The organism is Pseudomonas sp. R84, assembly GCF_009834515.1.
Lineage (GTDB): Bacteria > Pseudomonadota > Gammaproteobacteria > Pseudomonadales > Pseudomonadaceae > Aquipseudomonas.
The window spans coordinates 2,642,639-2,666,801 of sequence record NZ_CP019426.1; the positions used below are offsets into that span (position 1 = coordinate 2,642,639).

The 24,163-nt window shown below is 59.6% G+C and carries 20 protein-coding genes and 1 pseudogene; 4 read left to right on the top strand and 17 right to left on the bottom strand.

Going from position 1 to position 24,163, the window contains the following annotated elements:
- Positions 1 to 136 precede the first annotated feature (136 nt).
- On the bottom strand, positions 137 to 1,180 hold the full coding sequence (locus PspR84_RS11875; protein WP_077573303.1) for an LLM class flavin-dependent oxidoreductase: 1,044 nt from the start codon (positions 1,178 to 1,180) through the stop codon (positions 137 to 139).
- A gap of 85 nt (positions 1,181 to 1,265) precedes the next feature.
- A complete protein-coding gene (locus PspR84_RS11880; protein WP_095120372.1) occupies positions 1,266 to 1,751 on the bottom strand; it encodes a flavin reductase family protein in 486 nt (161 codons plus the stop codon).
- Between the two features lie 324 nt (positions 1,752 to 2,075).
- Between PspR84_RS11880 and PspR84_RS11885 the strand changes: the two genes are divergently transcribed.
- Together PspR84_RS11885 and PspR84_RS11890 are read left to right on the top strand one after the other, a co-directional pair.
- On the top strand, positions 2,076 to 3,482 hold the full coding sequence (locus tag PspR84_RS11885; protein ID WP_160057392.1) for a cytosine permease: 1,407 nt from the start codon (positions 2,076 to 2,078) through the stop codon (positions 3,480 to 3,482).
- Between the two features lie 249 nt (positions 3,483 to 3,731).
- Positions 3,732 to 4,832, top strand: coding sequence for a polyamine ABC transporter substrate-binding protein (locus tag PspR84_RS11890; RefSeq protein WP_160057393.1), 1,101 nt, complete (start codon positions 3,732 to 3,734; stop codon positions 4,830 to 4,832).
- Positions 4,833 to 4,842: 10 nt separating this feature from the next.
- Here PspR84_RS11890 and PspR84_RS29620 read toward each other — a convergent pair.
- Positions 4,843 to 4,971: pseudogene (locus PspR84_RS29620) on the bottom strand (metal ABC transporter ATP-binding protein); the annotation flags it as partial.
- Positions 4,949 to 5,923 (bottom strand): TerC family protein, encoded by a 975-nt coding sequence (locus tag PspR84_RS11895; RefSeq protein WP_160057394.1) that lies wholly within the window; start codon positions 5,921 to 5,923, stop codon positions 4,949 to 4,951. The pseudogene PspR84_RS29620 and the gene PspR84_RS11895, both read right to left, overlap by 23 nt.
- A gap of 164 nt (positions 5,924 to 6,087) precedes the next feature.
- Here PspR84_RS11895 and PspR84_RS11900 point away from each other — a divergent pair, with 164 nt between their 5' ends.
- Complete coding sequence (locus PspR84_RS11900; RefSeq protein WP_160057395.1) at positions 6,088 to 7,032, top strand: Dyp-type peroxidase; 945 nt, start codon at positions 6,088 to 6,090, stop codon at positions 7,030 to 7,032.
- On the opposite strand, the gene PspR84_RS11905 is transcribed toward PspR84_RS11900, so the two are convergent.
- Positions 7,033 to 7,821 (bottom strand): helix-turn-helix transcriptional regulator, encoded by a 789-nt coding sequence (locus PspR84_RS11905; protein ID WP_160057396.1) that lies wholly within the window; start codon positions 7,819 to 7,821, stop codon positions 7,033 to 7,035.
- 84 nt (positions 7,822 to 7,905) lie between these two features.
- Here PspR84_RS11905 and PspR84_RS11910 point away from each other — a divergent pair, with 84 nt between their 5' ends.
- Positions 7,906 to 8,904, top strand: a complete 999-nt coding sequence (locus PspR84_RS11910; RefSeq protein WP_160057397.1) for a bile acid:sodium symporter family protein — start codon at positions 7,906 to 7,908, stop codon at positions 8,902 to 8,904.
- Between the two features lie 103 nt (positions 8,905 to 9,007).
- Here the strand turns inward: PspR84_RS11910 and PspR84_RS11915 are convergent, their stop codons facing one another.
- The 12 genes from PspR84_RS11915 to PspR84_RS11970 all read right to left on the bottom strand — a co-directional run bounded on the left by PspR84_RS11915 (position 9,008) and on the right by PspR84_RS11970 (position 24,133).
- A complete protein-coding gene (locus PspR84_RS11915) occupies positions 9,008 to 9,763 on the bottom strand; it encodes an ABC transporter ATP-binding protein (protein ID WP_160057398.1) in 756 nt (251 codons plus the stop codon).
- A complete protein-coding gene (locus tag PspR84_RS11920) occupies positions 9,757 to 10,818 on the bottom strand; it encodes an iron ABC transporter permease (RefSeq protein ID WP_160057399.1) in 1,062 nt (353 codons plus the stop codon). Before PspR84_RS11920 ends, PspR84_RS11915 begins: the two co-directional genes overlap by 7 nt.
- On the bottom strand, positions 10,815 to 11,996 hold the full coding sequence (locus PspR84_RS11925) for an ABC transporter substrate-binding protein (protein ID WP_160060077.1): 1,182 nt from the start codon (positions 11,994 to 11,996) through the stop codon (positions 10,815 to 10,817). The genes PspR84_RS11920 and PspR84_RS11925 overlap by 4 nt, the downstream gene beginning before the upstream one ends.
- Before the next feature lie 62 nt (positions 11,997 to 12,058).
- Positions 12,059 to 14,473 carry a TonB-dependent receptor gene (locus PspR84_RS11930; RefSeq protein WP_160057400.1) on the bottom strand — a complete coding sequence of 805 codons (2,415 nt, stop codon included), beginning with the start codon at positions 14,471 to 14,473 and terminating at the stop codon, positions 12,059 to 12,061.
- A 97-nt stretch (positions 14,474 to 14,570) separates the two neighbouring features.
- Positions 14,571 to 15,548, bottom strand: coding sequence for a FecR domain-containing protein (locus tag PspR84_RS11935; protein WP_160057401.1), 978 nt, complete (start codon positions 15,546 to 15,548; stop codon positions 14,571 to 14,573).
- Positions 15,549 to 16,064 carry a sigma-70 family RNA polymerase sigma factor gene (locus tag PspR84_RS11940; protein WP_016987079.1) on the bottom strand — a complete coding sequence of 172 codons (516 nt, stop codon included), beginning with the start codon at positions 16,062 to 16,064 and terminating at the stop codon, positions 15,549 to 15,551.
- 85 nt (positions 16,065 to 16,149) lie between these two features.
- The gene (locus PspR84_RS11945; protein WP_160057402.1) at positions 16,150 to 17,334 is read right to left on the bottom strand and encodes an aminotransferase class V-fold PLP-dependent enzyme; all 1,185 of its coding nucleotides are present in this window, start codon (positions 17,332 to 17,334) and stop codon (positions 16,150 to 16,152) included.
- A 15-nt stretch (positions 17,335 to 17,349) separates the two neighbouring features.
- A complete protein-coding gene (locus tag PspR84_RS11950) occupies positions 17,350 to 18,591 on the bottom strand; it encodes an MFS transporter (RefSeq protein WP_160057403.1) in 1,242 nt (413 codons plus the stop codon).
- Between the two features lie 13 nt (positions 18,592 to 18,604).
- On the bottom strand, positions 18,605 to 20,455 hold the full coding sequence (locus tag PspR84_RS11955) for an IucA/IucC family protein (RefSeq protein ID WP_160057404.1): 1,851 nt from the start codon (positions 20,453 to 20,455) through the stop codon (positions 18,605 to 18,607).
- Between the two features lie 36 nt (positions 20,456 to 20,491).
- Positions 20,492 to 21,652 carry an NAD/NADP-dependent octopine/nopaline dehydrogenase family protein gene (locus PspR84_RS11960; RefSeq protein WP_160057405.1) on the bottom strand — a complete coding sequence of 387 codons (1,161 nt, stop codon included), beginning with the start codon at positions 21,650 to 21,652 and terminating at the stop codon, positions 20,492 to 20,494.
- Between the two features lie 28 nt (positions 21,653 to 21,680).
- A complete protein-coding gene (locus tag PspR84_RS11965; RefSeq protein WP_160057406.1) occupies positions 21,681 to 22,724 on the bottom strand; it encodes a cysteine synthase family protein in 1,044 nt (347 codons plus the stop codon).
- A gap of 14 nt (positions 22,725 to 22,738) precedes the next feature.
- Positions 22,739 to 24,133 (bottom strand): Y4yA family PLP-dependent enzyme, encoded by a 1,395-nt coding sequence (locus PspR84_RS11970; RefSeq protein ID WP_160057407.1) that lies wholly within the window; start codon positions 24,131 to 24,133, stop codon positions 22,739 to 22,741.
- Positions 24,134 to 24,163: the final 30 nt, after the last annotated feature.

Sequence of the window (24,163 nt, forward strand, 5' to 3'; positions counted from 1 at the left end):
CACTCCGAAAACGTGGTCTGTTGCTTGGGCGATGCGTTGCAATTTCGGCTTCACGTTCAGGAATTGAATCGCAGGTTAGAAAACGCCCCGAACAATGTCGGGGCGTTTTCATTTACGGGCTGAACCAGCATAGTGTTTACCGAAACGCTGGCACCACATGCTTGATAAACAGCTCCAGTGATTTCTTTTTCTCTTCATGCGGCAAGCTGTTGTCACACCAGAAACTGAACTCATCCACCCCCAGTTCCTGGTAGTACTTGATGCGCGGAATGATCTCTTCCGGCGTACCAATCATCGCCGTCTTGTGCAGACTCTCCAGCTCAAACTCCGGCCGCCCGGCAAACTTCTCTTCCGGGCTTGGCGCGAGGAAGCCGTTGACCGGTGTCTGCTTGTTGCCGAACCACGCATCAAAAGTGCGATAGAAACGTGAGATGGCTTTCGCGCCGACTTTCCAGCCGTCCGGGTTATCAGCGGTGTGCACGTGGGTGTGACGCAGCACCATCAGTTGCGGGCGCGGTACGTCTGGATTGTTGTCCAGCGCGGTCTGGAACTTGTTCTTCAGGTCGAGGACTTCCTCGTCGCCCTTCATCAGCGGCGTGACCATTACATTGCAGCCGTTGGCCACGGCGAAGTTGTGCGAATCCGGGTCGCGGGCGGCGATCCACATTGGCGGGTTCGGCTGTTGGATCGGTTTTGGCACGCTGGTCGAGGTGGGGAATTTCCAGATGTCGCCGTCGTGGGCGTAGTCGCCTTGCCACAGGGCGCGGACCACCGGGACCATTTCGCGCAATGCCTGGCCACCGCTGGAGGCAGGCATGCCGCCGGCCATGCGATCGAATTCAACCTGATAGGCGCCACGGGCCAGGCCGACTTCCATGCGGCCGTTGCTGATCACGTCGAGCAAGGCGCATTCACCGGCAACGCGCAGCGGGTGCCAGAACGGCGCGATGATGGTGCCGGCGCCGAGGTGGATGGTGGTGGTTTTGGCGGCGAGGTAGGCGAGCAATGGCATCGGGCTTGGCGAGATGGTGTATTCCATCGCGTGGTGTTCGCCAATCCACACGGTGCTGAAACCGCCGGCCTCGGCCATCAGGGTCAGTTCGGTGAGGTCTTCGAACAGTTGGCGGTGGCTGACGCTTTCGTCCCAGCGTTCCATGTGGATGAACAGGGAAAATTTCATGACGCTTCCTCGGATCTTTTGTTGTTGAGGCTACATGTGGGAGCGAGCAAGCTCGCCCCCACAATTGTTATGCGTTGTTCTTTTATCAGGCCAGGACGGGCAGGGCGCCCATCTTGCCGTGGCAATACACCAGCGGTCCGCTGTGCTGTTCGGGGACGATCAGGTTCTTCACCGCGCCGACCATGATGGCGTGGTCGCCGCCTTCGTATTCGCGCCACAGTTCACACTCGATGATAGCTGTCGCGTTGGCCAGGATCGGGTTACCCAGTTCGCTCAAGGTCCACTCGATGCCCTGCGCCTTGTCTTTGCCTTTGCGGGCGAAGGCGTAGGCTTCGCTTTGCTGGCCGCCGGACAGAACGTGGATGGCAAAGCGCTTGTTCTTGATCAGTACCGGGTAGGAATCAGAGCTGTAGTTGGGGCAGAACAGCACCAGCGCCGGGTCCATCGACAGCGAGCTGAACGCGCTGGCAGTCAGGCCGACGATCTGACCGTCATCGTCCAGGGTGGTGATAACGGTTACGCCGGACGGGAACGAGCCCATGACTTGTTTGTAGATGGCGGCATCGATCATTGGTCGGTCCTCGGGTGTGGTGCTGCTGTTTTTATGTGTTTGTTGGTCTGATGGTATACCACTATTCGATCTTTGCAAGGCCTTTTAAGCTGAACCGATAAACGTGCCGCGTTCGTCGGAAACTCAGCATTTACGGGGCTTTCGGCTGGTCTGCAAGCCGCGGTTTCAGTAAGGATGGCGTATCAGATAGCGCCGCAAACTACGGATCAGTCTTGTGAATTGTTTGGAATACCATAATATGGTCTGCATCTGAGGGGCGGCCAGAGAGTCCCCCCGGTTTGGCTTCATACAACGATAAGAACAGACAAACTCGAGTTCATGCATATGTCCCAGATGTCCCGGCAAGATCCGTTGATCGAGAACCATACGGTCGACTACGTCCCACTCGCGGAACGCCACGGGAAGGCCCGCGACCTATTCACCCTTTGGTTCAGCACCAACATTGCGCCACTGCCCATCGTCACCGGCGCCATGGTGGTTCAGGTGTTCCATCTCGATTTGCTCTGGGGGCTGCTGGCGATTGCGCTGGGGCACATGATCGGCGGCGTGGTGATCGCGCTGGCGTCGGCGCAAGGCCCGCGTATGGGCATTCCGCAAATGGTTCAGAGTCGCGGCCAGTTCGGCCGTTATGGCGCGCTGTTAATCGTGTTCTTTGCCGCGCTGATCTACATTGGTTTCTTTATTTCCAATATCGTCCTGGCGGGCAAATCCATCGTCGGCATCGCGCCGTCGGTGCCGGCGCCGTTGAGCATTCTGATCGGTGCACTGGCAGCCACGGCGATTGGCGTGATCGGCTACAACTTCATCCACACGCTGAACCGTATCGGCACTTGGGTGATGGGCAGCGCGTTGTTGGCGGGGTTCATCTATATCTTTGCCCATGACTTGCCGGCGGATTTTCTCACTCGCGGCAGCTTCAACTTGTCCGGCTGGCTGGCAACGGTGTCGCTGGGGATCATCTGGCAGATCAGTTTCTCGCCGTACGTGTCTGACTATTCGCGTTACTTGCCTGCGGACATTGGCATTGCCAAACCATTTTGGGCGACCTATCTGGGCGCGACGCTGGGCACGATTCTGTCGTTCAGCTTCGGCGCCGTTGCCGTGTTGGCGACCCCGGAAGGCACCGAAGCGATGGTCGCGGTCAAGCAGTCGACGGGTTGGCTCGGGCCGATTCTGATGGTGCTGTTTCTGCTCAACATCATCAGCCACAACGCGCTGAATCTGTATGGTGCGGTGCTGTCGATCATCACCTCGATCCAGACCTTTGCCAGCCAATGGACGCCGAGCATCAAGGTGCGCGTGGTGTTGTCGAGCGTAGTGTTGGCGGGTTGCTGCGTGGTTGCGCTGGGTGCGTCGGCGGATTTCATTTCCGAGTTCATCGGTTTGATTCTGGCACTGCTGTTGGTGCTGGTGCCGTGGGCGTCGATCAACCTGATCGACTTCTACCTGATCAAGCGAGGCAACTACGACATCACCTCGATTTTTCGCGCTGACGGCGGGATTTACGGGCGTTTCAACCTGCACGCGATCATTGCCTACTTCATCGGCATCCTTGTGCAGTTGCCGTTCGCCAATACCTCGCTGTACGTCGGGCCGTACGCCAATCTGGTCGACGGCGCGGATCTGTCCTGGCTGGTGGGCTTGGTGGTCACCGTTCCGTTGTATTACTGCCTGGCGACACGCGGCCAGACTCAGCAGAGCAGGGCGGCGAGGTTGGGTTACACCGACTGACCTGATCCGCTTCACCCCAATGCTCGGCCATTCGCCGGGCATTGTTGTTTCCGCATCCCGGCGGTCAATCAAAATGGCCACATCGATCCCCTTTTGGCCCATCCCCCACTGTGCTCCAGCTACGCTGTCAGCAAGAATCAAAACCATAACCAGACGCTGAACCTTTTCTACCCTTGGCTACCTTTACAGCCGCTGCCGTGTACAGAACATAAAAACCATCGAACTCACGCTGCCTTTTGGGGAACAACCATGGTCACGATGAAACGCATTCTGGGTGCCACTGTGTGTGGGCTGTCGCTGTTGGCCGGCGCGGTCCAGGCCGAGCAACGCGAACTGCGCGTGTACAACTGGGCGGACTACATCCTGCCGTCCGTGCCCAAGGATTTCGCCGCCAAAAGCGGCATCAAAGTGATTTGGGACACCTTCGACACCAATGAATCCCTGGAAGCCAAACTGCTCACCGGCAACTCCGGCTACGACCTGGTGGTGCCGTCGAACCAGTTCCTTGAAACGCAGATCAAGGCTGGCGTGTTTCAGAAGCTGGATAAATCCAAACTGCCGAACTGGAGCCACCAGGATCCGGAGCTGTTGAAACTGCTGGGCAAGAATGATCCGGGCAACCAGTACGGCGTGCCTTACATGGTCGGCACCGTGCTGATCGGCTTCAACCCGGCCAAGGTCAAAGCGGCATTGGGCGACAACGCGCCGGTGGACAGCTGGGATCTGGTGTTCAAACCGGAGAACATGGAAAAACTCAAATCCTGCGGTGTAGCGATGCTTGATTCGCCGACAGAAATCCTGCCGTTGGCCTTGCATTACCTGGGCCTCGACCCGAACAGCCAGAACCCCGCCGACTATGAAAAAGCCAAGGAACTGATGCTCAAAGTTCGTCCGTACGTGACCTACTTCAACTCGGCCAAATACATGACCGACATCGCCAACGGCGACATCTGCGTGGCCATCGGTTACTCCGGCAGCTTCTACCAGTTCGGCAACCGCGCCAAAGAGGCGAAGAACGGCGTGGTGGTCGACTGGCGCTTGCCGAAGGAGGGCGCGCCGATCTGGTTCGATACTTTCGCCATTCCGAAGAGCGCGAAGAACGTCGCCGAGGCGCATGAATTCCTCAACAACCTGCTCGACCCGAAAGTGATCGCGCCGATCAGCGACTTCCTCGGCTACCCGAATGCGAACAAGGATTCGATACCGCTGATCAATAAGGAAATCACCGACAACCCGAACCTGACGCCGACACCTGAGGCGCTGAAAAACCTCTACGTCGTGCAGCCGTTGCCGCAGAAGCTTGAGCGTGTGCGTACGCGCGTGTGGACCAGTATCAAGTCCGATAAGTAACACCGATCCCCTGTAGGAGCGAGCCTGCTCGCGAAAGCGGAGTGTCATTCAACATCGATGTTGACTGGTCCGACGCCTTCGCGAGCAGGCTCGCTCCCACAGGGTTTTGTGGTGTGTCATTCCGTGCGGCGTTCGGCATCTCTGGTCATGACCAAGCTGAGCAGGACTGAGCCAAGAATCACCCCTCCCACCACCGCCAGCGACCACTCCACCGGCATGTGCAGCCACGGCATCAACACCATCTTCCCTCCGATAAACACCAGCACAATCGCCAGCCCATACTTGAGCAAGTGAAAGCGGTCCGCCATGTCCGCCAGCAGGAAATACAACGCCCGCAGGCCCATGATTGCGAAGATATTCGACGTGAAGACAATGAACGGGTCAGTCGTCACGGCGAAAATTGCCGGGATGCTGTCGACCGCAAACATCAAGTCACTGGCCTCGATCAGCACCAGCACCAGAAACATCGGCGTGGCCCAGCGCACGCCGTTCTGCAGGACGAAAAAGCGTTCGCCATGAAAGCCACTGGTGATGCGCATATGCCCGCGCACCCAGCGCAGCAACGGATTCTTGTCCAGGTCCGGCTGGTGGTCGGCAAACACCAGCATCTTGATCCCGGTGAAGATCAGGAACACGCCGAACGCATACAGCAGCCATTCGAACTGCGACACCAGCCACACGCCGGCAAAAATCATCACCGCGCGCATCACGATCGCCCCAAGTACACCGTACAGCAGCACCCGCCGCTGTAACTCCGGCGGTACGGCGAAGTAGCTGAAGATCATTACGAAGACGAACATGTTGTCGATAGACAGCGATTGCTCGATCAGATAACCGGTGAGGAACTCGAGGGTCTTTTCCCGGGCGATCTCGGCGCCGAACGCACCGTGCAAATACCACCAGAGCAGTGCCGCGAAACTCAGTGCCAGCAAGCACCAGGCGATGACCCAGGACAAGGCTTCGCGCACAGAGACCCGATGCGCCTTGCGTCCACCGAAGACGAACAGGTCCAATGCCAGCATGGCAAGCACGAAGACGATGAAAGCGCCCCACATCCACGGTTCGCCGATATTGATGTTTGTGGCTGGCATGTCACGCTCCCTGTCTATTCTTGGATTGGGGTCAGACGAGGCCATGCTAGCGACGAGTTTGCAGCAAAGAAAAATCGTTTATTTCTGCGCAACAGTTCGATAAAAACGAAGTATCTGCCCTCGTTAACAGCTCGGGCACTCTTTACGGAGCAAATTTTTCAGCGATGAATACCGACATTCTCGAACCTCAAGCGGTGTGCAGTCCGATCACCAGCAGCGCGATTTTCATCGTCGCGACGCTGAATGCGGGGGCTGAAGCCGCGCAAACCGTGAAAGACTGGTGCGGCGATGTCGCCGGGCTGGTGCGCTCGGTGGGCAAGCGTGTACCGACAGGCAATCTGACCTGCATTTGCGGCTTTTCCTCGAACGCCTGGGATCGCCTGTTCGGCCATCCACGGCCAGCGGCGCTGCATGGTTTTCGCGAGTTTGGCGGGGAAGGGCGCCACGCCCCTGCGACACCTGGCGATCTCCTGCTGCACATCCGCGCCGATCAAATGGACCTGTGTTTTGAGCTGGCCACACAAATCATGGCGGCCCTCGGCGATGCGGTGACCGTGGTCGATGAGGTGCAGGGTTTCCGCTATTTCGACATGCGCAGCATCATCGGATTTGTCGACGGCACGGAAAACCCGGTCGGGCGCAAAGCGCTCAACTTCACCATCGTCGGTGACGAAGATCCGGGTTTCAGCGGCGGCAGTTACGTGCTGGTGCAGAAGTACCTGCACAACATGACCGCGTGGAACGGTTTGAGCGTTGAAGCTCAGGAGCGCGTTATCGGGCGCACCAAGCTCTCCGATATCGAACTGGATGACGCGGTCAAACCGAGCAACTCGCACAGTGCGCTGACCACCATCACCAACGCAGACGGTGAGGAAGTGAAGATCCTCCGCGATAACATGCCGTTCGGCCGGCCGGGAGCAGGGGAGTTCGGTACCTTCTTCATCGGCTACGCGCGCTCGCCCGAGCCGCTGGAGCAGATGCTGGAAAACATGTTTGTCGGCAAGCCACCGGGCAACTACGACAAGTTGCTGGATTTCAGCACGGCCGTGACTGGGAGTCTGTATTTCGTGCCGTCGGCGGATTTGCTGGAAGAACTGGCGGATCGCTGATCAGCGAAAAAACTCCCCCGGTGTTTCGCCAAACTGCTGACGAAACGCCGCGATAAACGCCGACGTCGAGTCGTAACCACAGGCCAGTGCGACATCGGTAACCCGTTCACCTTTCTCCAGCGGTGTCAGCGCACCGAGCAGGCGCAAGCGCTGGCGCCAGGCGCGGAATGTCAGGCCGGTGTCGCGCAGAAACAGGCGCGTAAGGGTCTTTTCGGTGACGCCGAACTTCTCGCTCCAGTGGCTCAGCGTGGTTTGCTGTTCCGGATGGTGTTCCAGGCTCTGATAGATCTGCTTCAAGCGCGCGTCTTGCGGCAACGGCAGCATCAGGTCGATCTGCGGCGCCTCGGCCAGTTGATCGAGGATCACTTGAGCGAGGCGTCCATGCGGGCCGCTCTGGTCGTATTCCACCGGGACCTGACTGAACGCGCGGATCAGCTCCCTGAGCAGATCGCTGACGCCGAGCACATGACAACGCTCGATTGCCCATCCGGCAACGCTGCAATCGATGTACAGGCTGCGCATTTCCGTGTGTGGCGAGCTGAATACCCGATGCGGCACACCGGCCGGGATCCACACGGCACGCTCTGGCGGGGCGACAAAGCGGCCGGCGCTGGTCTGGATTTCCAGCACCCCCTGAATCGCGTAGGACAACTGTACCCACGGGTGGCTGTGGCGTCGGGTCAGGGCGCGATTGGGTAGCGATTCGGTGCGCCCGTAGAGTGGACGCGGCAGGCTGGGCAGCCCGGGAATGCTGCGGCGCACGCTCTTGTCATGTCCTTTAGGCGGCATCTTGTGGCCCTTCGGCGTTAGTCGGTAATTGGCAGTCACGTTAGAGTCGTCGGCACGCACTGGCAACCCCCGGATGAACCGACCATGACTCGCCCACGTTTTTTGCCCGATAACTTCACCCTGACGCTGATTGGCGTCGTGCTGCTGGCCAGTTTTCTACCGGCCAGCGGCCAAGTCGCCGTCGGCTTCGGCTGGCTGACCAACATCGCCATCGCGCTGCTGTTTTTCCTGCACGGCGCCAAGCTGTCCCGCGAGTCGATCATCGCCGGCGCCGGTCACTGGCGCCTGCATTTGCTGGTGTTTGGCCTGACGTTTGTCCTTTTCCCGTTACTGGGCCTGGCGCTGAAACCGCTGCTGTCACCGCTGATCGGCGACAAGCTGTACATGGGCATGCTTTACCTGTGTGCACTACCGGCCACGGTGCAGTCGGCCATTGCTTTCACTTCGCTGGCGCGCGGCAATATCCCAGCGGCGATCTGCAGCGCGGCGGCATCGAGCCTGTTCGGGATTTTCCTCACGCCGCTGTTGGTGACGCTGCTGCTCAATGTCCACGATGATGGCGGCTCAACCCTCGATGCGATCCTGAAAATCAGCGTGCAATTGCTCCTGCCGTTCATTGCCGGGCAGATCGCCCGTCGCTGGATCGGCGCGTGGGTGGGGCGCAACAAGAACTGGCTGAAGTTCGTTGATCAGGGTTCGATTCTGTTGGTGGTTTACGGCGCGTTCAGCGAGGCGGTCAACGAAGGTATCTGGCATCAGATTCCGCTGTTCGAGTTGCTGGGGCTGGTGGTGGTCTGCTGCATTCTGCTGGCGCTGGTGCTGTTGGCGTCGACGTTGCTGGGCAAGGCATTCGGCTTCAGCCAGGAAGACCGCATCACCATTTTGTTCTGCGGTTCGAAAAAGAGCCTGGCCACCGGCGTGCCGATGGCGCAGGTGTTGTTTGCCGGCAGCACGATTGGCGTGCTGATCCTGCCGTTGATGCTGTTCCATCAGATTCAACTGATGGTCTGCGCGGTGCTGGCTCAGCGCTACGCCAAGCGCCCGGAATCGGTGCCAGAGCTGATGGCCCAAGTCGATCCATAACACACCCCACCGTGTAGGAGCTGCCGCAGGCTGCGATCTTTTGATCTTGTCTTTTAAAAAACAAAGATCGCAGCCTTCGGCAGCTCCTACAGGGGCGGGGAGATCAGACGATGTCGTCGATCAGGATATGCGACAGCCCTTTGCTGCACTGCTCGATCCTCGCCTCGACCTGATAGACATCGCGCAGCATCTGTTCGGTGATCACCTCATTGCTCGGGCCGCTGCCCTGACTGGTGCCATCAGCAATCACCAGCACCTGATCGGCGAAGCGCAACGCCTGATTCAGATCATGGATGGCAATGAACACAATCACCTCGCGTTTGCGCGCGAGGCCGCGCATGAAGTTCAGCACCTGCACTTGCCGATGCATGTCGAGGGCGCTGGTCGGTTCGTCCATCAGCAGGATTTCCGGTTCGCGCACCAGCGTCTGGGCGATGGAGACCAACTGCTGCTGACCGCCGCTGAGTTCACCAAGGTTACGGAACGACAGCCCGGTGATGCCCAGTGCGGCGAGAATCTCGTCGACCAGTTTCAGCTCATCATCGTGGACCACCCAGCCTGGCGTCAGCTGCTTGCGCGCCAGCAGCACCGATTCGTACACCGTCAAACGCGCACTGGCGTTCAAGCCTTGCGGCATGTAACTGATGCCGCTCGGGCCTTTTTTCGAGTCCTGCAAAATCACCTGCCCGGGGCCATCGATCAGCCCGGCCATGCGTTTGAACAGGGTCGATTTACCGGCCGCATTGGGCCCGACCACGGCCACCACCTGACCGCCAGAAAACGTCGCCGTCGAGACGCCACGAATGATCTCGCGCTGACCGTAGCGCGCGCCCAGATTGTCCAGTTGCAGCGTCACCATGAGTTTTTCTTCCCGCCGAGAATCAGTGAAATGAAGAACGGCACGCCGATCAGCGAGGTGACCACGCCGATAGGGAAAATCGCACCGGGGATCAGGGTCTTGCTGACCACCGAACTGGCCGAGAGAATCAACGAACCGGTGAGCAAGGAGGCCGGCAAAAAGAAGCGCTGATCTTCACCGATCAGCATGCGCGCGATGTGCGGACCGACCAGACCGATGAAGCCGATGGTGCCGACGAAGGCCACGGGAAACGAGGCGAGCAGGCTGACCATGATCAGCGTCTGAAAGCGCAGGCTGCGCACGTTGATGCCGAAACTGGCAGCCTTGTCGTCGCCCAGGCGCAGGGCGGTCAGGGCCCAGGCGCGTTTGGCGAAGATCGGCAGGGTGATCAGGATCACCAGGCAGATCACCCCGAGTTTCGGCCAGGTGGCTTTGGTCAGGCTGCCCATGGTCCAGAACACCACGGCGGCGACGGCTTGTTCGGTGGCGAAGAACTGCACCAGCGCCAGCAGCGCATTGAAGGTGAACACCAATGCGATGCCGAGCAGTACGATGGTTTCGGCAGTGACGCCACGACGCATGCTCAGAAAGTGAATCAACAGCGCCGAGAGCATGGCCATGATGAAGGCGTTGAGCGGCACCATGAATTGCGCGGCCAGCGGGAACAGCGCAACGCCGAAGGCCAGGCCCAGTGCCGCGCCGAAACTGGCGGCGGCGGAAATGCCCAAGGTGAATGGACTGGCCAACGGGTTGTTGAGGATGGTCTGCATCTGCGCGCCGGCCAGCGATAACGCCGCGCCGACGGCCACGGCCATCAACGCCACCGGCAGACGAATGTCCCACATCACCACGCGCACTTGTGGCGAGGCGCTGTCCGGCGAAAACAGGGCGCCGAGCACTTCGCTGAAACTGTAACTCGCCGGACCCAGTGCCAGATCGAGCAGCACACTGCACAGCAACAGAACCACCAGCCCGGCGAGGATCATGCGTTTACGCAGCACCAGTCGCCGGTAGGTTTCGCGCTGCACCTCGACGGTGTCGGTCAACGAACTCATGGCTTGACCTCAGGATTGCGCAGGCTGACGAAGTAGCCCGACTCATACGGCACGGGCAGAAAACGCTCGTGCAGTTCGCGGAAGGAGGCGTCCGGGTCGAGATCGGCAAACAGCTCCGGGTGAAACCATTTGGCCAATTGCTGAATGGCCACGAATTGGTAGGGGCTGTTGTAGAACTGATGCCAGATGGCGTGGAAGGCTTGTGTCTCCTGAGCCTTGATCCCGGCGTAGGCCGGACGCTGCGTATACCACGCGAGTTTTTTCCGTGCCTGGTTCATGTCGGCGCCGGGCCCGACACCGACCCAATGGCCACCGGGTGCAAAGGCTTCCCAGTTGGCCGTGGTGACCACCACGTGCGCCGGATTGGCGACGATGACCTGCTCGGGATTCAACTGGCCGAACGTGGTCGGAATGATCCCCCGGGCGATGTTGTTGCCGCCGGCCATATCGACAAACAGGCCAAAGTTCTCGTTGCCGAAACTCAGGCAGCAATCGTCGGTATAGCCGCCGATGCGCTCGATGAACACGCTTGGACGCGGTGGGTGCTGTTTCTCGATGACGTCGGTGACGCGGTGAATCTGCTGGTTGCGAAAATCAATGAAGGCTTCGGCGCGTTGCTCTTTACCGAACAGTTTGCCGAACAGGCGCATGGTCGGTTCGGTGTTCTGCATCGGGTTGTTGCGAAAATCTACGTACACCACCGGGATGCCCAAAGCGTCGAGCTTCTCGATGTAGCGCGCATCTTCGGTGGCGTGCTGCGCTTCGATATTGAGGATGATCACATCCGGGCGCTGCGAGATCGCTTGTTCGATATCAAAGGTGCCGTCTTCAAAGCCGCCGAAGGTGGGGATTTTGGCAATGCCGGGAAATCTGCGCAGGTAGGCATTGTAGGTGTCCGGGTCGGACTGGATCAGATCCTTGCGCCAGCCGACGATGCGTTCGATCGGATTCTGTGTGTCCAGCGCGGCGAGCAGATACAACTGCCGGCCTTCACCGAGAATGACCCGTCTGACCGGCAGATGCACCTTGACCTTGCGCCCGAGCAGATCGGTCACTTCGGTGCGCGCCGTATCCGCTTCGCTGGCGTTTGCATTGCGCGGCGCCAGCGCAGACAGGCTCAGCAGTCCTGCCAGTAACAGCGCAGCCATCGCGAGGCTGCGTCGATCGAAAATCACCATGGTCAAAGCCTTTGCAAAGGTCAGTTCGGCCAACGGCTCACACCGCTGGCCGGCTGAACGTTTCAGAAATCGACAGTCGCCGACAGTAATAAGGTGCGCGGTGAGCCTTGGGAGAACGCGCCGTAGGAAGCGACGCCCGACCAATACTCGTGGTCGAACACGTTCTGCACGGTGGCGCGAAACGTGGTCGGTCGATCATCGATGCGCGTGCTGTAGCGGGCGCCGACATCGAAGCGGGTCCAGTCATCGAGTTTTTGTGTGTTGGCCTGGTTCACGTACTGGCTGCCGGTGTGGATCGCGCCTCCGGTCAGCGTCAGCCCCTCGACCCATGAGGTGTCCCATTCGGCCCAGAGGTTGGCCTGAACCTCGGGCACGCCGACCGGTTTGTTGCCGCGGTTGGCGGCCACGCCGGTTTTCGTCAGTTCGGCATCGAGCAGGGTCACGCCGCCGAGCAGGCGAGTGCCCGGCGTGACTTCGCCGAACACGTTCAGCTCCAGCCCGCGATTGCGTTGTTCGCCCTGCACCGAGAACACCCCGGAGGCCAGTTCGCCGCTGGGTTTGGTGATCTGAAACAGGCTGATGGTGGAGGTAAACGTGCCGTAGTCGGCTTTGACCCCGAGTTCGTGCTGGCGGGAAACATAAGGGGCAAAGATCTCGCCAGCGTTGGACGCGGTGGAAGGCGCGATGTCGCCCTTGCTCAGCCCTTCGAGGTAGTTGTAGTAGAACGAAACGTGATCCCAAGGCTTGATCACCGCGCCGAACAACGGGGTCGTCCGGCCGTCGTCATAGGACGTGGTCACCACGCCGGCGGCGTTGTAGTTGTCGGATTTGATGTTCTGTTTGCGCAAGCCCAGGGTTACCTGCGCGCGATCATCGAGAATCGACAGCGTGTCGGCAAGCGCCACGCCAGTCAGTTCGCTCTGCGAGACCTTCGGCGTATCCGGCTTGGGAATGTAAGGTTGCGGGCGATCCACCGGGTGATAAATGTTCGACAGGATCGGTGCTCCGGAAATGATCCCGCGCGACAACACATCGCGATAGCGACTGACCTGCACGGTGGTGCGGTGACTGATAGGCCCGGTATCGAAGCGCAGCCGCGCACCGGCATCAACGGTGTAACGCTCGACTTCGAACTTGTAGTAACCGGGGATCGACGAGGTGTCGCCAGCGGCACTGATAATGGTCGGCGTCTGGTCGGACATCCGCGCCACATCGGATTTGCCGCCACCGGCATGGGCGAACACCGTCAATGCGTCGCTGAGGTCATATTCGCCGCTGAGCAGCGCCGATTTGTCACGGGTTTTCGACCAGCCCCAATCCTGACTGACGTTGCTGCGACCATTGGCGGCGGAAGGAATGTCCACGCCTGAAGCAATCAGGAACGGCCGCGAAGCGGCGTCGAAGCTTTCTTTCTGGTTGAGCCAGTCGAAGGTTGTGCGCAGGCGTTCGCCCTGATAGTCGAGGGAAATCGCGCCGATGTCGACGTGGCGCGATTGATCGTCGATCGCCGTGTTGCCCAGTTGCGTACTGCCGTTGAAGCGCACGCCAAAACGGCGCTCTTCACCGAAGCGGCGACTTACATCGAGATGGCCACCGGCCTGAGCATCCATGGCGTAACTGGCGGTGAAACGGGTCAGGTCTTCATCGAGGGAGCGTTTCGGCACCACGTTGATTACGCCGCCCACCGCGTTGTTGGGGGACATGCCGTAGAGCAGGGCGCCGGGGCCTTTGACCAGTTCGATGCGCTCGGCGTATTCGGTGAACACGCGGTAATTGGGCGCCACTCCGTACACGCCGTCGAAGGCCAGTTCACCGAGGTTGCCTTCGCCGACGGGAAAGCCACGGATGAAGAACGAGTCGACAATCCCCCCGGTCTGGCCAGTGGAGCGCACCGAAGAATCACGTTCCAGCACATCGCCGACGGTGACGGCCTGTTGATCCTTGATCAGCGCCGAGGTGTAGGTGCTGATGCTGAAGGGGGCGTCCATCACGTCAGTGTTGCCGAGCAAGCCCAAACGTCCGCCGTTGGCCACCTGGCCACCTGCATACACTTCTGGCAGGGAATCGGCGCGCTTTTCGGTGCCGATGATCGATGTTTCATCCAGTGTCACCCGGCGTGGCACCAGCGTGTAGCTGCCGTCGCTGCGCAAGACCATGTCCAGGCCACTGCCGGCCAGCAAGCGATTGACCGCCTCCTGCGTCGAGTAATGACCGATCAGCGCAGGGCTGGTCAGGCCTTCGGCCAGCGAGGGCTGGAACGACAGGGCAATGTTGGCGTCCACGGCGAAGCTCGACAGGGTCGCACCCAGTGGCCCGGCAGGAATGTTGTAGGCACGAACCGCGACAGCGTCCAGTTGCACCGGCACGGCGGCCAAGGCAAACGGGCAAACGGCACCGATCAGGACAAGGCTTAGCAACGCACTGCGAACAACGGGTTTGAGCTGACGTTCCGGGCGCAGGTGGCGTGCGGCAAGCATGGATGAATGAGCCTATGAACAGGACGAAAAGGTGCTTCTCCCCAGTAGCCAGTCGAGATCGGAAAAAGTATCACCGCTGCGGCAAATATTTTTTCACTCAGGCGGGGGAAAGCATGACCCAGTAGCCATTCAGGTGGCCGCTGACGAGGATCGGGTAGGTTTGCGCCAGCATGTTCAGGGTGCGCTGGCTGTCGCTGATCGGGTAGGCGCCGGAAATGCGCAGATCGGCAAGCGCCGGATCGAGGCGCACGAAGCCACGGCGATAGCGCGTCAGTTCTTCGACGAAGTCGGCCAGACGCATCTTGTCGGCCATCAGCATGCCTTGACTCCAGGCTCCGACATAGCGGTCGGCAACGCTGATCTGGCCAAAAGTGTGGGACGAGAAGTCGGTGCGTTGACCGGCGTTGACGATCAGCGGCGTGGTCTGGCGATTGTCCGCGAGCTCGACTTTGACCGCGCCTTCGAGCACCGCGAGGTGCGTGCGCGGTTGCAGTTCGCGCACGGTGAAACGCGTGCCCAGTGCCTGCATGCGACCTTGACGGGTGCTGACCAGAAACGGTCGCGCCAACGGTGAAATGTCCGGCGCGGTCTGCACCAGTATTTCGCCTTCGCGCAGGTGGATGAGGCGTTGATTGGCGTCGAACAGCACGTCGATGGCGGTGTCGGTGTTCAGGGTGATTTTCGATCCGTCGGCGAGGGTCAGCTCGCGTTGCTGGCCAATCGCAGTGCGGTAGTCGGCTGACCATTGCTGCGACTCTGCCAGCTTCCAGCTGCCCCAACCGGCCGGCAGGATCGCCAGAATCATCGCCAGTTTGCCCAACGCCGCACGGCGCTCCGGGCTGCTCGGGCGATCGAGTGCGGACATCGCCAAGGATGGTGGCAGGCCGCCGAGTTTGCTCTGCAACAACTGCGCCCGCGCCCAGGCACGACCGCGCTCGGGCGTGCTGGCTTTCCAGTATTCCCATTCGCCGCGCTCGCTGTCGCTGAGTTCGCCTTCACTCATGCGGATCAACCAGTCCGCGGCTTCTTCCAGGGCCTGGTGATCGAGGTGCGGCTCATGGCGGCGGCTGAGCATTCACTCCACCAGCAACAGGCACTGCACGAAGGCTTGCTTCATGTAGCGTTTGACGGTGATCAGCGATACGCCCAACTGCTCGGCGATGTCGTCGTATTTCAGCCCGCTGATCTGCGACAACAGAAAGGCGCGTTTGACCAGCGGCGGCAGGGCGTCGAGCATCGCGTCGATTTCGTGCAGGGTTTCCAGCACCATGAAACGCAATTCCGGCGAAGGCACTTCCGGCGCCGGCACATGGGCGAGGGCGTCCAGGTAGGCCCGTTCCAGTGCCTTGCGCTGATACCAGTTGACCAGAATGCCCTTGGCCACGCAGCTCAGATACGCGCGCGGCTGCTCAATGACGGTGACTTGCGAGGCGAGAATGCGCGTGAAGGTATCCTGCGCCAGATCCGCCGCATCCATGGCGTTTCCCAGTTTTTTTCTCAGCGTCGCGTACAGCCAGCCATGATGGCCGCTATACAGGGCTTCGATCGCGCGCAGGTGATTGGCATTATTCGCGGGAAGGGTTTCGCTCATGGCTGCAGATTTTCATGCAATTGAGAAGTATTCCCAATGCTAGTTTACAACCCCTCTTTGACGCAAGCGCCGATTGGCGTCCTGTTCAGGCGCCCTGCAAACCGCGCAGCGCAGCAACCATTGTGTCGATTTCCGCCTCGGTGTTGTACGCATGCAACGAGGCACGGCTGACCTCCAGCAAGTCCCTGTGCTGCATGTCGAGCAAAGTCGAGCGCACGGTCGAGGTGCTGACGTTGATGCGCTTTTCCTGGCCAGCCAGCCACTGCTGAACGTGCGCAGCGCTGCTGTCGAGATGAGTAAACGTGACGATGCCGGACTTCTGCACCCCGAGGTCTCGCGGCGTGATGCCAGGAATATCTGCCAGTTGTCGGCGCAGGTAATCAGCCAGTTGCTGAATCCGCAGCCACATCGGTTCGATGCCTTGCGCCAGCGCGTATTCCACTGCCGCACCGAGACCGAGTTTGGCGGCGACGTTGCATTCCCAGTTCTCGAAACGTCGGGCATCGGCGCGGATTTCGAACGTCTCGGCGTCCTGCAATGAGGCGGCATGCAAGTCGAGAAATGCCGGTTCCAGGTTCTGGCACAGGGACTTTTCGACATACAAGAAGCCCATCCCGCGCGGTCCGCGCAGGTATTTGCGACTGGTGGCCGCGAGCATGTGGCAGCCGATTTTCTGCACGTCGATCGGCATCTGCCCGACACCCTGACACGCGTCGAGCAGAAACAGCACGCCAGCCGTACGGGCGAGTGCGCCAATCTGCTCGATGGGTTGCACCGGGCCGCCATTGGTGGCGATCACCGGCAGGGAAATCAGCGCAACCCGATCATCGTCGAGCATTGCCGTTAGTGCCGACAGGGAAACCTGGCCGTGTTCATCATTAGGAATGACCCGAATCTCGATGCCACGCCGCTGCTTCATTTGCAGATAGGGAATGTAGTTGCCGGCGTATTCGGTGGTCGACGTCAGCACCACATCGCCGGGTTGCAATGGCAAGGAGTAGAACGCCATATCCCATGCGCGGGTCGCGTTCTCGATCACCGCAATTTCATCAGGCTGGGCGTTGATCAAACGGCCGATGGCGCCATACACGTTTTCCAGGTTGGCCGATTGCCGTCCGGCAGCTTCATAGCCGCCCTGAGTCGCTTCAAGCTGAATATGACGGGTCATCGTCTCGATCACCGGCGCGGGCATCAGCGCCGCGCCGGCATTGTTGAAGTGGATCAGTTGCGCGACGGCGGGGGTGTCGGCGCGCAGTTGTTCAATATTCAAAAGCAGACTCCTTGATCATTCCCCGTCCGGGGCAGGGCTTGCTTGCATCGCCGCCGGCCAGTAGCGCAACGCGACGATCGGGATCAGTGCGACGACGTAAGCGAGGCAAACAAACAGATAGGTGTACTGCAAACCGTAGACCTGACTGAGCAGGCCGCCGGCGGAAATTCCCGCAATCGAAGCGAATTGCGCAGTGCCCTGAGCGATGCCCAGTACATGACCCTGTTGCGAGCTGTCGGCGGTTTTCGAGATCAGCGCCATCAACACGGGTGTAGTCGCACCGAGCAGCACGCCCCAGATGAAGTAGGCAATGACGAACACCACCGGGTTGTGGGTGACGCCTGCCACCGCAGTGAGGACGATGCAGCCGATGACCACGTAAGTCATGCGTTGCAAGGTGTCCTGCTGACCACGGTGTTCGAAATAACGCGACCACGTCGTGGCCGACAGAATGAAGCCCAGCGCCAGCAAGCCGTAGCACAGACCGACCACCGAATTGCTGACCTCGAACACCGAGCTGACATACAGCGAAAACGAGGTCTGCGGCAGCATCCGCGCCAGCAACAGAATGCCCATCACACCCAGCAGCGACAGCAATGGTGAGCCTTGCCACAGGCTGCCGGAACGCGCCGGTGCAGTTTTGTCGACGGCCACGGCTTTCTTCACCGGCGGCACGTCCGGCAAGGTCACGGCGGCGATCACGGTACACACCGCACACAGCGCCGAAGCGATGATGTTGATCCAGAAGAACGTCGCGTAATCGAGGATCAAACCGCCGACCACCGCACCCAGCAGCGAGCCGACGTTGGTCGAGATTTGCAGAATGGCGAACAGCCGTGCGCGCCGCGACGGCGCTTCAATGCTCACGCCGTAGGCCTGTGCCGGCGCGATATAGCCGGCAAACGCGCCTTGCAGAAAGCGCAGGATCAGAATCACCCAGATATCACTGAACAGGGCCAGCCCAAGCTGGGTCAACGACAAGCCGGCAAGGGCGCGGATCATCATCAACTTGTGGCCGTAGCGATCACCGATCCGGCCCCAGAATGCACTGGTGAGAATAATGCCCAGCATGGGCCCGACGTACACGGCGATGCTGGCGAAGCTGAAAAGCGACTCTGACGTCGTCAGCCCACGCAGGTGGATAGGCCAGAACGGCCCGCTCATTTCCATCGCGCCCATCGATACCAGCTGGATCGCAAATAGAAGATAAATCAGGATTCTTACTCTCGAACCCTGGATGGCACCTGCTTGGGACATGAGTCAGCCTCGGTTAAACGCTAGCGAGCGGGTTGGTCAGGGTGTGTTGCAAACGATAGTTGCTGTACTGCATCAAGTGCATGCGCAACAACGAACGGGTTGGCCAAGGCTCTTCGACGAACGCCTTGTGCTCGGTTTCCCACACATCTGCCGCGACGCGGTCACGCACCGCTTCGAAGGCAAGGTCGGTTTCTTCGCGCAACACCTGCCAGAGCCGCGTGTTGTTGAAAGCGTATTCCTTGGTCAGCCACAGGGCCATTTCATGCAGGTGCGTGAGGAACGCCGCGTCGAGCACAAACATGCGCACCGGCTCGATATCACCGGAGAATACTGTCGGCAGAATGCCCGGCTGTACGTGCGGTTGCAGGCTGTAACCACGGCCCTCGAGCAACGGCGCGTAAGTGCGGCCATCGCCGAAATCGCGGATCAGCAGACTACGTGCTTTGCCGTCCGGGGAGAACAGCACCATGGTGTTTTGCTGGTGCGCCTCAAGGCCGATGCCGTACATCAAGTAGATCGCCACCACCGGGTGAGTCACCACTTTCGCGTACTCGCGGAACCAGTTCTCGACCTGCGCAGTATTGGCGCGCACACCGTCGCGTTCAATCAGATCAGTGAACAGCGGACGACCGCTGCCGGGCAAACGGGTGAACAGTGAAGCCACGGTTATCGGCAGACACTCATCGTTGCGTTCGAATGCCGGTGCGCTGGCGCGATAAACCACGGACAAATGCCGGCCCGGATGATCGTCCTGCGTCACGGCATTTTTGTAACGCACACCGATTTCTTCCGGGAAGATTTCCAGGCGCTGATCGAAGCCGTTTTCCGTCTCGAGAATCTTGCTGATCACCGTGCTGATGCGCGGGCCCATGTGAATCGACTTGGCTTGCAGGCTGCGCAGTTCGCTGGTCATCCACACCGCGATCGGCAGTTTGATCAGCGGCGCGGATTCGTTCAGCACCGGCATCATCGTGCGATAGGACATGGTCGGCAGGGTTGGCAGGTCCGGACCATCGGTGATCAGGATGCCGTCGGCGATTTCCTGCGCGAAGGTTTCCAGCACGTAGGCTTGTAAATGCCAGCTGTGGATCGGCAAGGGCAGCCATTGGTTTTCGTCCAGCCCCTTGCTGTTGAGCGAGGCTTTCCATTGCGCCCATTGCGTCGGGAAATGCTCAGCGAACCAGGCGCGGTAATCGATCACGTGCGGCATGCTTTCGCTTTTCGCGTTGTCGGCGCGCAGTGCGGCGATGCGCAGCGGCACCTGTGCGTTGAACTCGGGCGAGAGTTGCTCGACCTCTTCATCGGTCAGGCCCGGGCGGGCTTTCCAGGTCGGGTAATACGGGTGGCCCTCCAGTGAACCCCACTGGTCGAGCAGGATCGCGGCGTCCTTGGTTTTGGCGTGCTGGCGCAAGTAATCAGTGAAGCTGTGCAGTCCTTGATCCTTGGCGGCTTGTGCCAGTCGGGCGTTCCAATGCTGACGATGCTGACGGGCGTGGGCGTCGTTGCTCAGGCTGTTTTCCATGTCGGACTTGAGCCCGGCCACGCCTTCGTCGGTCGGGGCGAAGTCGAAACTGTCGCGCAGCACATCGAGCATGTCCTGGTGGCTGGTGATCACCTGGCGCACGCCTTCATCGGTGACCAACACCACGTCGCCGTCGTTGACCACCGTATCGGCCGGGCCTTTGGCGATGTCGGAAAAAGCCAGATGGGCGCGACCGCCCTTGAGCGGGTAAGTCGCCTGGTGGCCCTCTACGGAAAAGCTCAGGGCCGAACGGTCGAGGATGTTTTCCGCAAACAGGCAACGCACCAGACGGCGCATGGCGTTTTTGCGGGAGTAGGCGATCAGTGTCTTGAAGTCATCCATATCAGCGGTCTGCTCGTCGAAAATTGAGTAAGAAGATCAAGCGGCGGCGCTTGTCGTGTGCGGCCATTGGCGCGGGAAATAGTCGAGTGCCGAGCCGCGCAGGCCTTCCATGTAGGCCACGCTCCACTGCAGTACTTCCTCGATATAAGGCACCTTGAGGTCGAAGCGTTTGGCCATTTCCACCAGCAGCACCAGGCCGTAGGCGACGTCTTCGTTGAAGGCGCGGCTCTCGCGCTCGATCACATAGCCGGCGCGGTTGTCCGCGGCCGGTACCATCGGCGCAAGGATGTCGTTGTAGGCCTGATTGGTGCGCAGGATCGAGAGCATGCTGCTCTGGTCGCGGATCTGCTCGCCGTAGGCCTCGACGATTTCCTGTTTCAGGGATTTCACCGAAGACAGGTCGATGCCCAGACGCTGGCTGATCACCGCGCACAGTTGCTGGCTTTCCTGATCCATGCGTTCAAGGAAATAGGCGCCGAGTTCCGGGCATTCGGTCCACCAGCACATGCGTTGCGGGAAGATCTTGCGATGCCATTGGCCGTAAGGGCCGATGAGGCCGTAGATCACCGAGCTGTGCATGATCGGGTTGCCCGGCGTCAGGGTGATTTCCAGAAAGTGGTCGAGCATCGTCACGCACGGGCCATAAAGCCGGGTGAGTGTTTTCTCCAATTGGCGGCGCGCGGTTTGCGGCTCTCGGGCATGGGTCGCGACGTACAACTGGCTTTTACCGCCGCCCATTTTGATCGAGCGTCCCGGGGTCAATTCGAACGCCGTGTGCGGCACATCTTTCATGCCCCAGATCACCACGTTCGGCCGGTCGGGCAGGGTCGCTTCGGCCAGCCAGTCGAAACCGCAGAAGCCGGGAATAGCGCCGATGAACACGGGTTTGCTGGTGGTCAGATGCGGCGCGATATCTTTCAATGTTTGCGGACGCGCATGGGCCGGCACGGTGATGATGACGATGTCGGCATCTTCCACCGCAACCCTGGCATCGCTGGTCACTCGATCCAGTCGGGCGCTCAGCGTCGAGCCGTCCGGCAACAAGGCCTGCATCGGCGTCTGGCGGGCGTGCTGTTCGATGACCTCCTGATTGTGGGTGTGCAGCGAAACCTGAACATTGGGTAGCTGCTTGAACAGGATGGCGTTGAGATGGCCGGTCCTGCCGCCACCACAGATGGCGACTTTCAATAGATTCATCGAGAGGCGTTCCTGTGTGAAGGGTGGGTCATGCGACGCTCAGTTGCAGCGGCGCGGAAACAGAGTCCAGCCAGTGGGTCTTGCCCAGCCAGGCGTCCAGTTGCGGGGCGATGCTCGGATCGATCAGGTCGCGCTCCTGCAGCCACTTGTCGTCGAACACGGTGTGCAGGTATTTCTCGCCGCCGTCGGCAATCGGCACCACGACGTTGCCGCTCAGCACACCTTTGTGGATCAGCTCCAGCGCCTTGAAAATTGCACCGCCAGTGGAGCCGCCGACCAGCAGGGCGAAGTTGCGCGCGATGTAGCGCGCGGTTTCGAATGCCTGCGAGTCGGTGACTTGCACGCCCAGATCGATGCAGCTGTAGTCGAGCACCAGACCCACGGTGTCGCCGGCCGGCGTGCCGGTGCCGGATTGGTAGTACGGGTAGCCGGGGTGACCGAAGACAATCGAACCGGCCGGTTCCACCGCGACGGTGACGGTTTCCGGGTTGTGCACTTTCAAGCCGCGTGCGATGCCGGTCATCGAACCGCCGGTGCCGACGCAACCGACGTAAGCGCCGACCACGCCTTCAGCCTGGACAATGGTTTCGCGGACGAAATCATTGTAACCGCCGGCATTCGCCGCATTGTCGGACTGGTTCATGAATACCGCGCCGGGAATCTCGCTGGCCAGTTCGGCGGCCATCTGTTGACGCTCGACCACCGCGACTTCGTCTTCGCGATAAGTGCCTTTGACGAAACGAATGTCGGCACCGAGGGCCTTCATCACGGCGATCTTGTCTTGCGCGGCGTGGTGATCGACCACGGCGATGAAATGCAGACCGAACTCGACCGCGGCCATGGCCAAGCCAATCCCGGTATTGCCCGACGACGATTCGACAACGACACCGCCGGGTTTCAGGCGACCGGACTTGAGCGCCGCCAGCACCATGTTGCGCGCCATGCGGTCTTTGATACTGCCGCCGGGATTGTTCTTTTCAATCTTCAACAATAATCGCGCGTTGGTATCCGGAACATCGATGCCCAACATCGGTGTATTACCGATAAGGTCAGAAACTTTATTCAAGATCATTGCAATTGTTCCCTTTAGTAGTCAGGTGAAAACGCATAGTTACCTTCCGTACAACAGGTCGCCGTCAACCGCCGGGGCAGGGGATGGCGATGAAACTCGTTTTCCAGCAAGTCCATCTGGTAACCGGCGGTGTTGATATAAATCAATAAGTCACCGGCTTGCGGTGCCGTTGCAAAGTTGATCAGGCGATGGGTAATGACGTCATCGTCCAGGCAACTATGGCCGGCGATATAAGCTTGGATCGGGGCGTGTGGCTGTTGTTTGGTGCTGACAAGTATCGGATCTACCAGATATTCCGAGGTAAACCAGGTTTCGCAAGCGCTGAAACTGCTGCCCTCAACGAAGATGACGGTTTTATTGTCAGCCAATTGTTTGCTGCGCGTGACGCGAAATATTGAAATGGCGGCCTGGTCGACCAGGCTTCGGCCTGGCTCGAGTGCGAGGGTTATATTCTGCGTCTGCAAGTAATTGGCAATCGACAAGCCCGGCGAATGCTCGGCTTCGAGCAATAACGTCAGCCATTGTGTCGCGGTCAGTTCACTGCCGTAAGGATAATAAGCGGCGGGAACTTTCTGATTGTAATAGTGGCTGGGGTTATTGTCGTTCTGCAGGAATTGAGCGTAGGCCTGCGGTTCGACATAACGAATCGGCAAGCCGCCACCGATATCGATTATCTGCGGATTCAAGCCCATTTCCCTGGCAGCCTCGATAAATCCGCTGACCTCACGAAAGGCTTGTGCGCGGGATTCGAATCCATAGCCGCCGAGGTGAAAATGGAAACCTTCAAAGTGAAAAAGCTCAGGTTTTTCTGCCAGCCTTTGCAGGCATTGCAGCAGGTCTTGCGAGCCCATTCCGAATCGGCTCTTCGGACTGCTTTGCGGTCTGTAACGCAGTAAAACTCTGGTTTTCGTCGGACCTGGCTGTGTTGGGAACACGCTATGCAGGTGATCGAATTCCTCCAGCGAATCCACACAAATCAATGAACCGGCGCTGATCAGCGCTTGATGGAAGACGGCTGTTTTGGCCGGTCCTGTGGCGCAGATTCTGGTGCCCGGCACACCTGCGCGCAGGGCAGCATTCAACTCGTGAATGCTCGACACATCGACGCCGATCCCCGAATTCGCTGCAGCGCCGAGCATGCTTTGCGACTTGTTGGCCTTGGCCCCGTAGAAAATGGCATGGGGCACCTGGTATTGCTTCAACACGTTCAGCAGCGCTTGCGTGTTTAATTCAAACGCATGGGGCCAGACCAGATTTAACGGTGAGCCCTGTTGTTCCACCAAGTCTGTAAGTTTGTTCGGGAACTTGTTGATAAACGTGGAAATAACCGGGTCGATCAACGGCGTTAACATCTCCGGGTGATGAACTTTATACGGCTGTTCAACAGCAGATTTATTTGTTGTAGGCATAGTTAACCCCTGGCGTCGAAAGTTACGTCG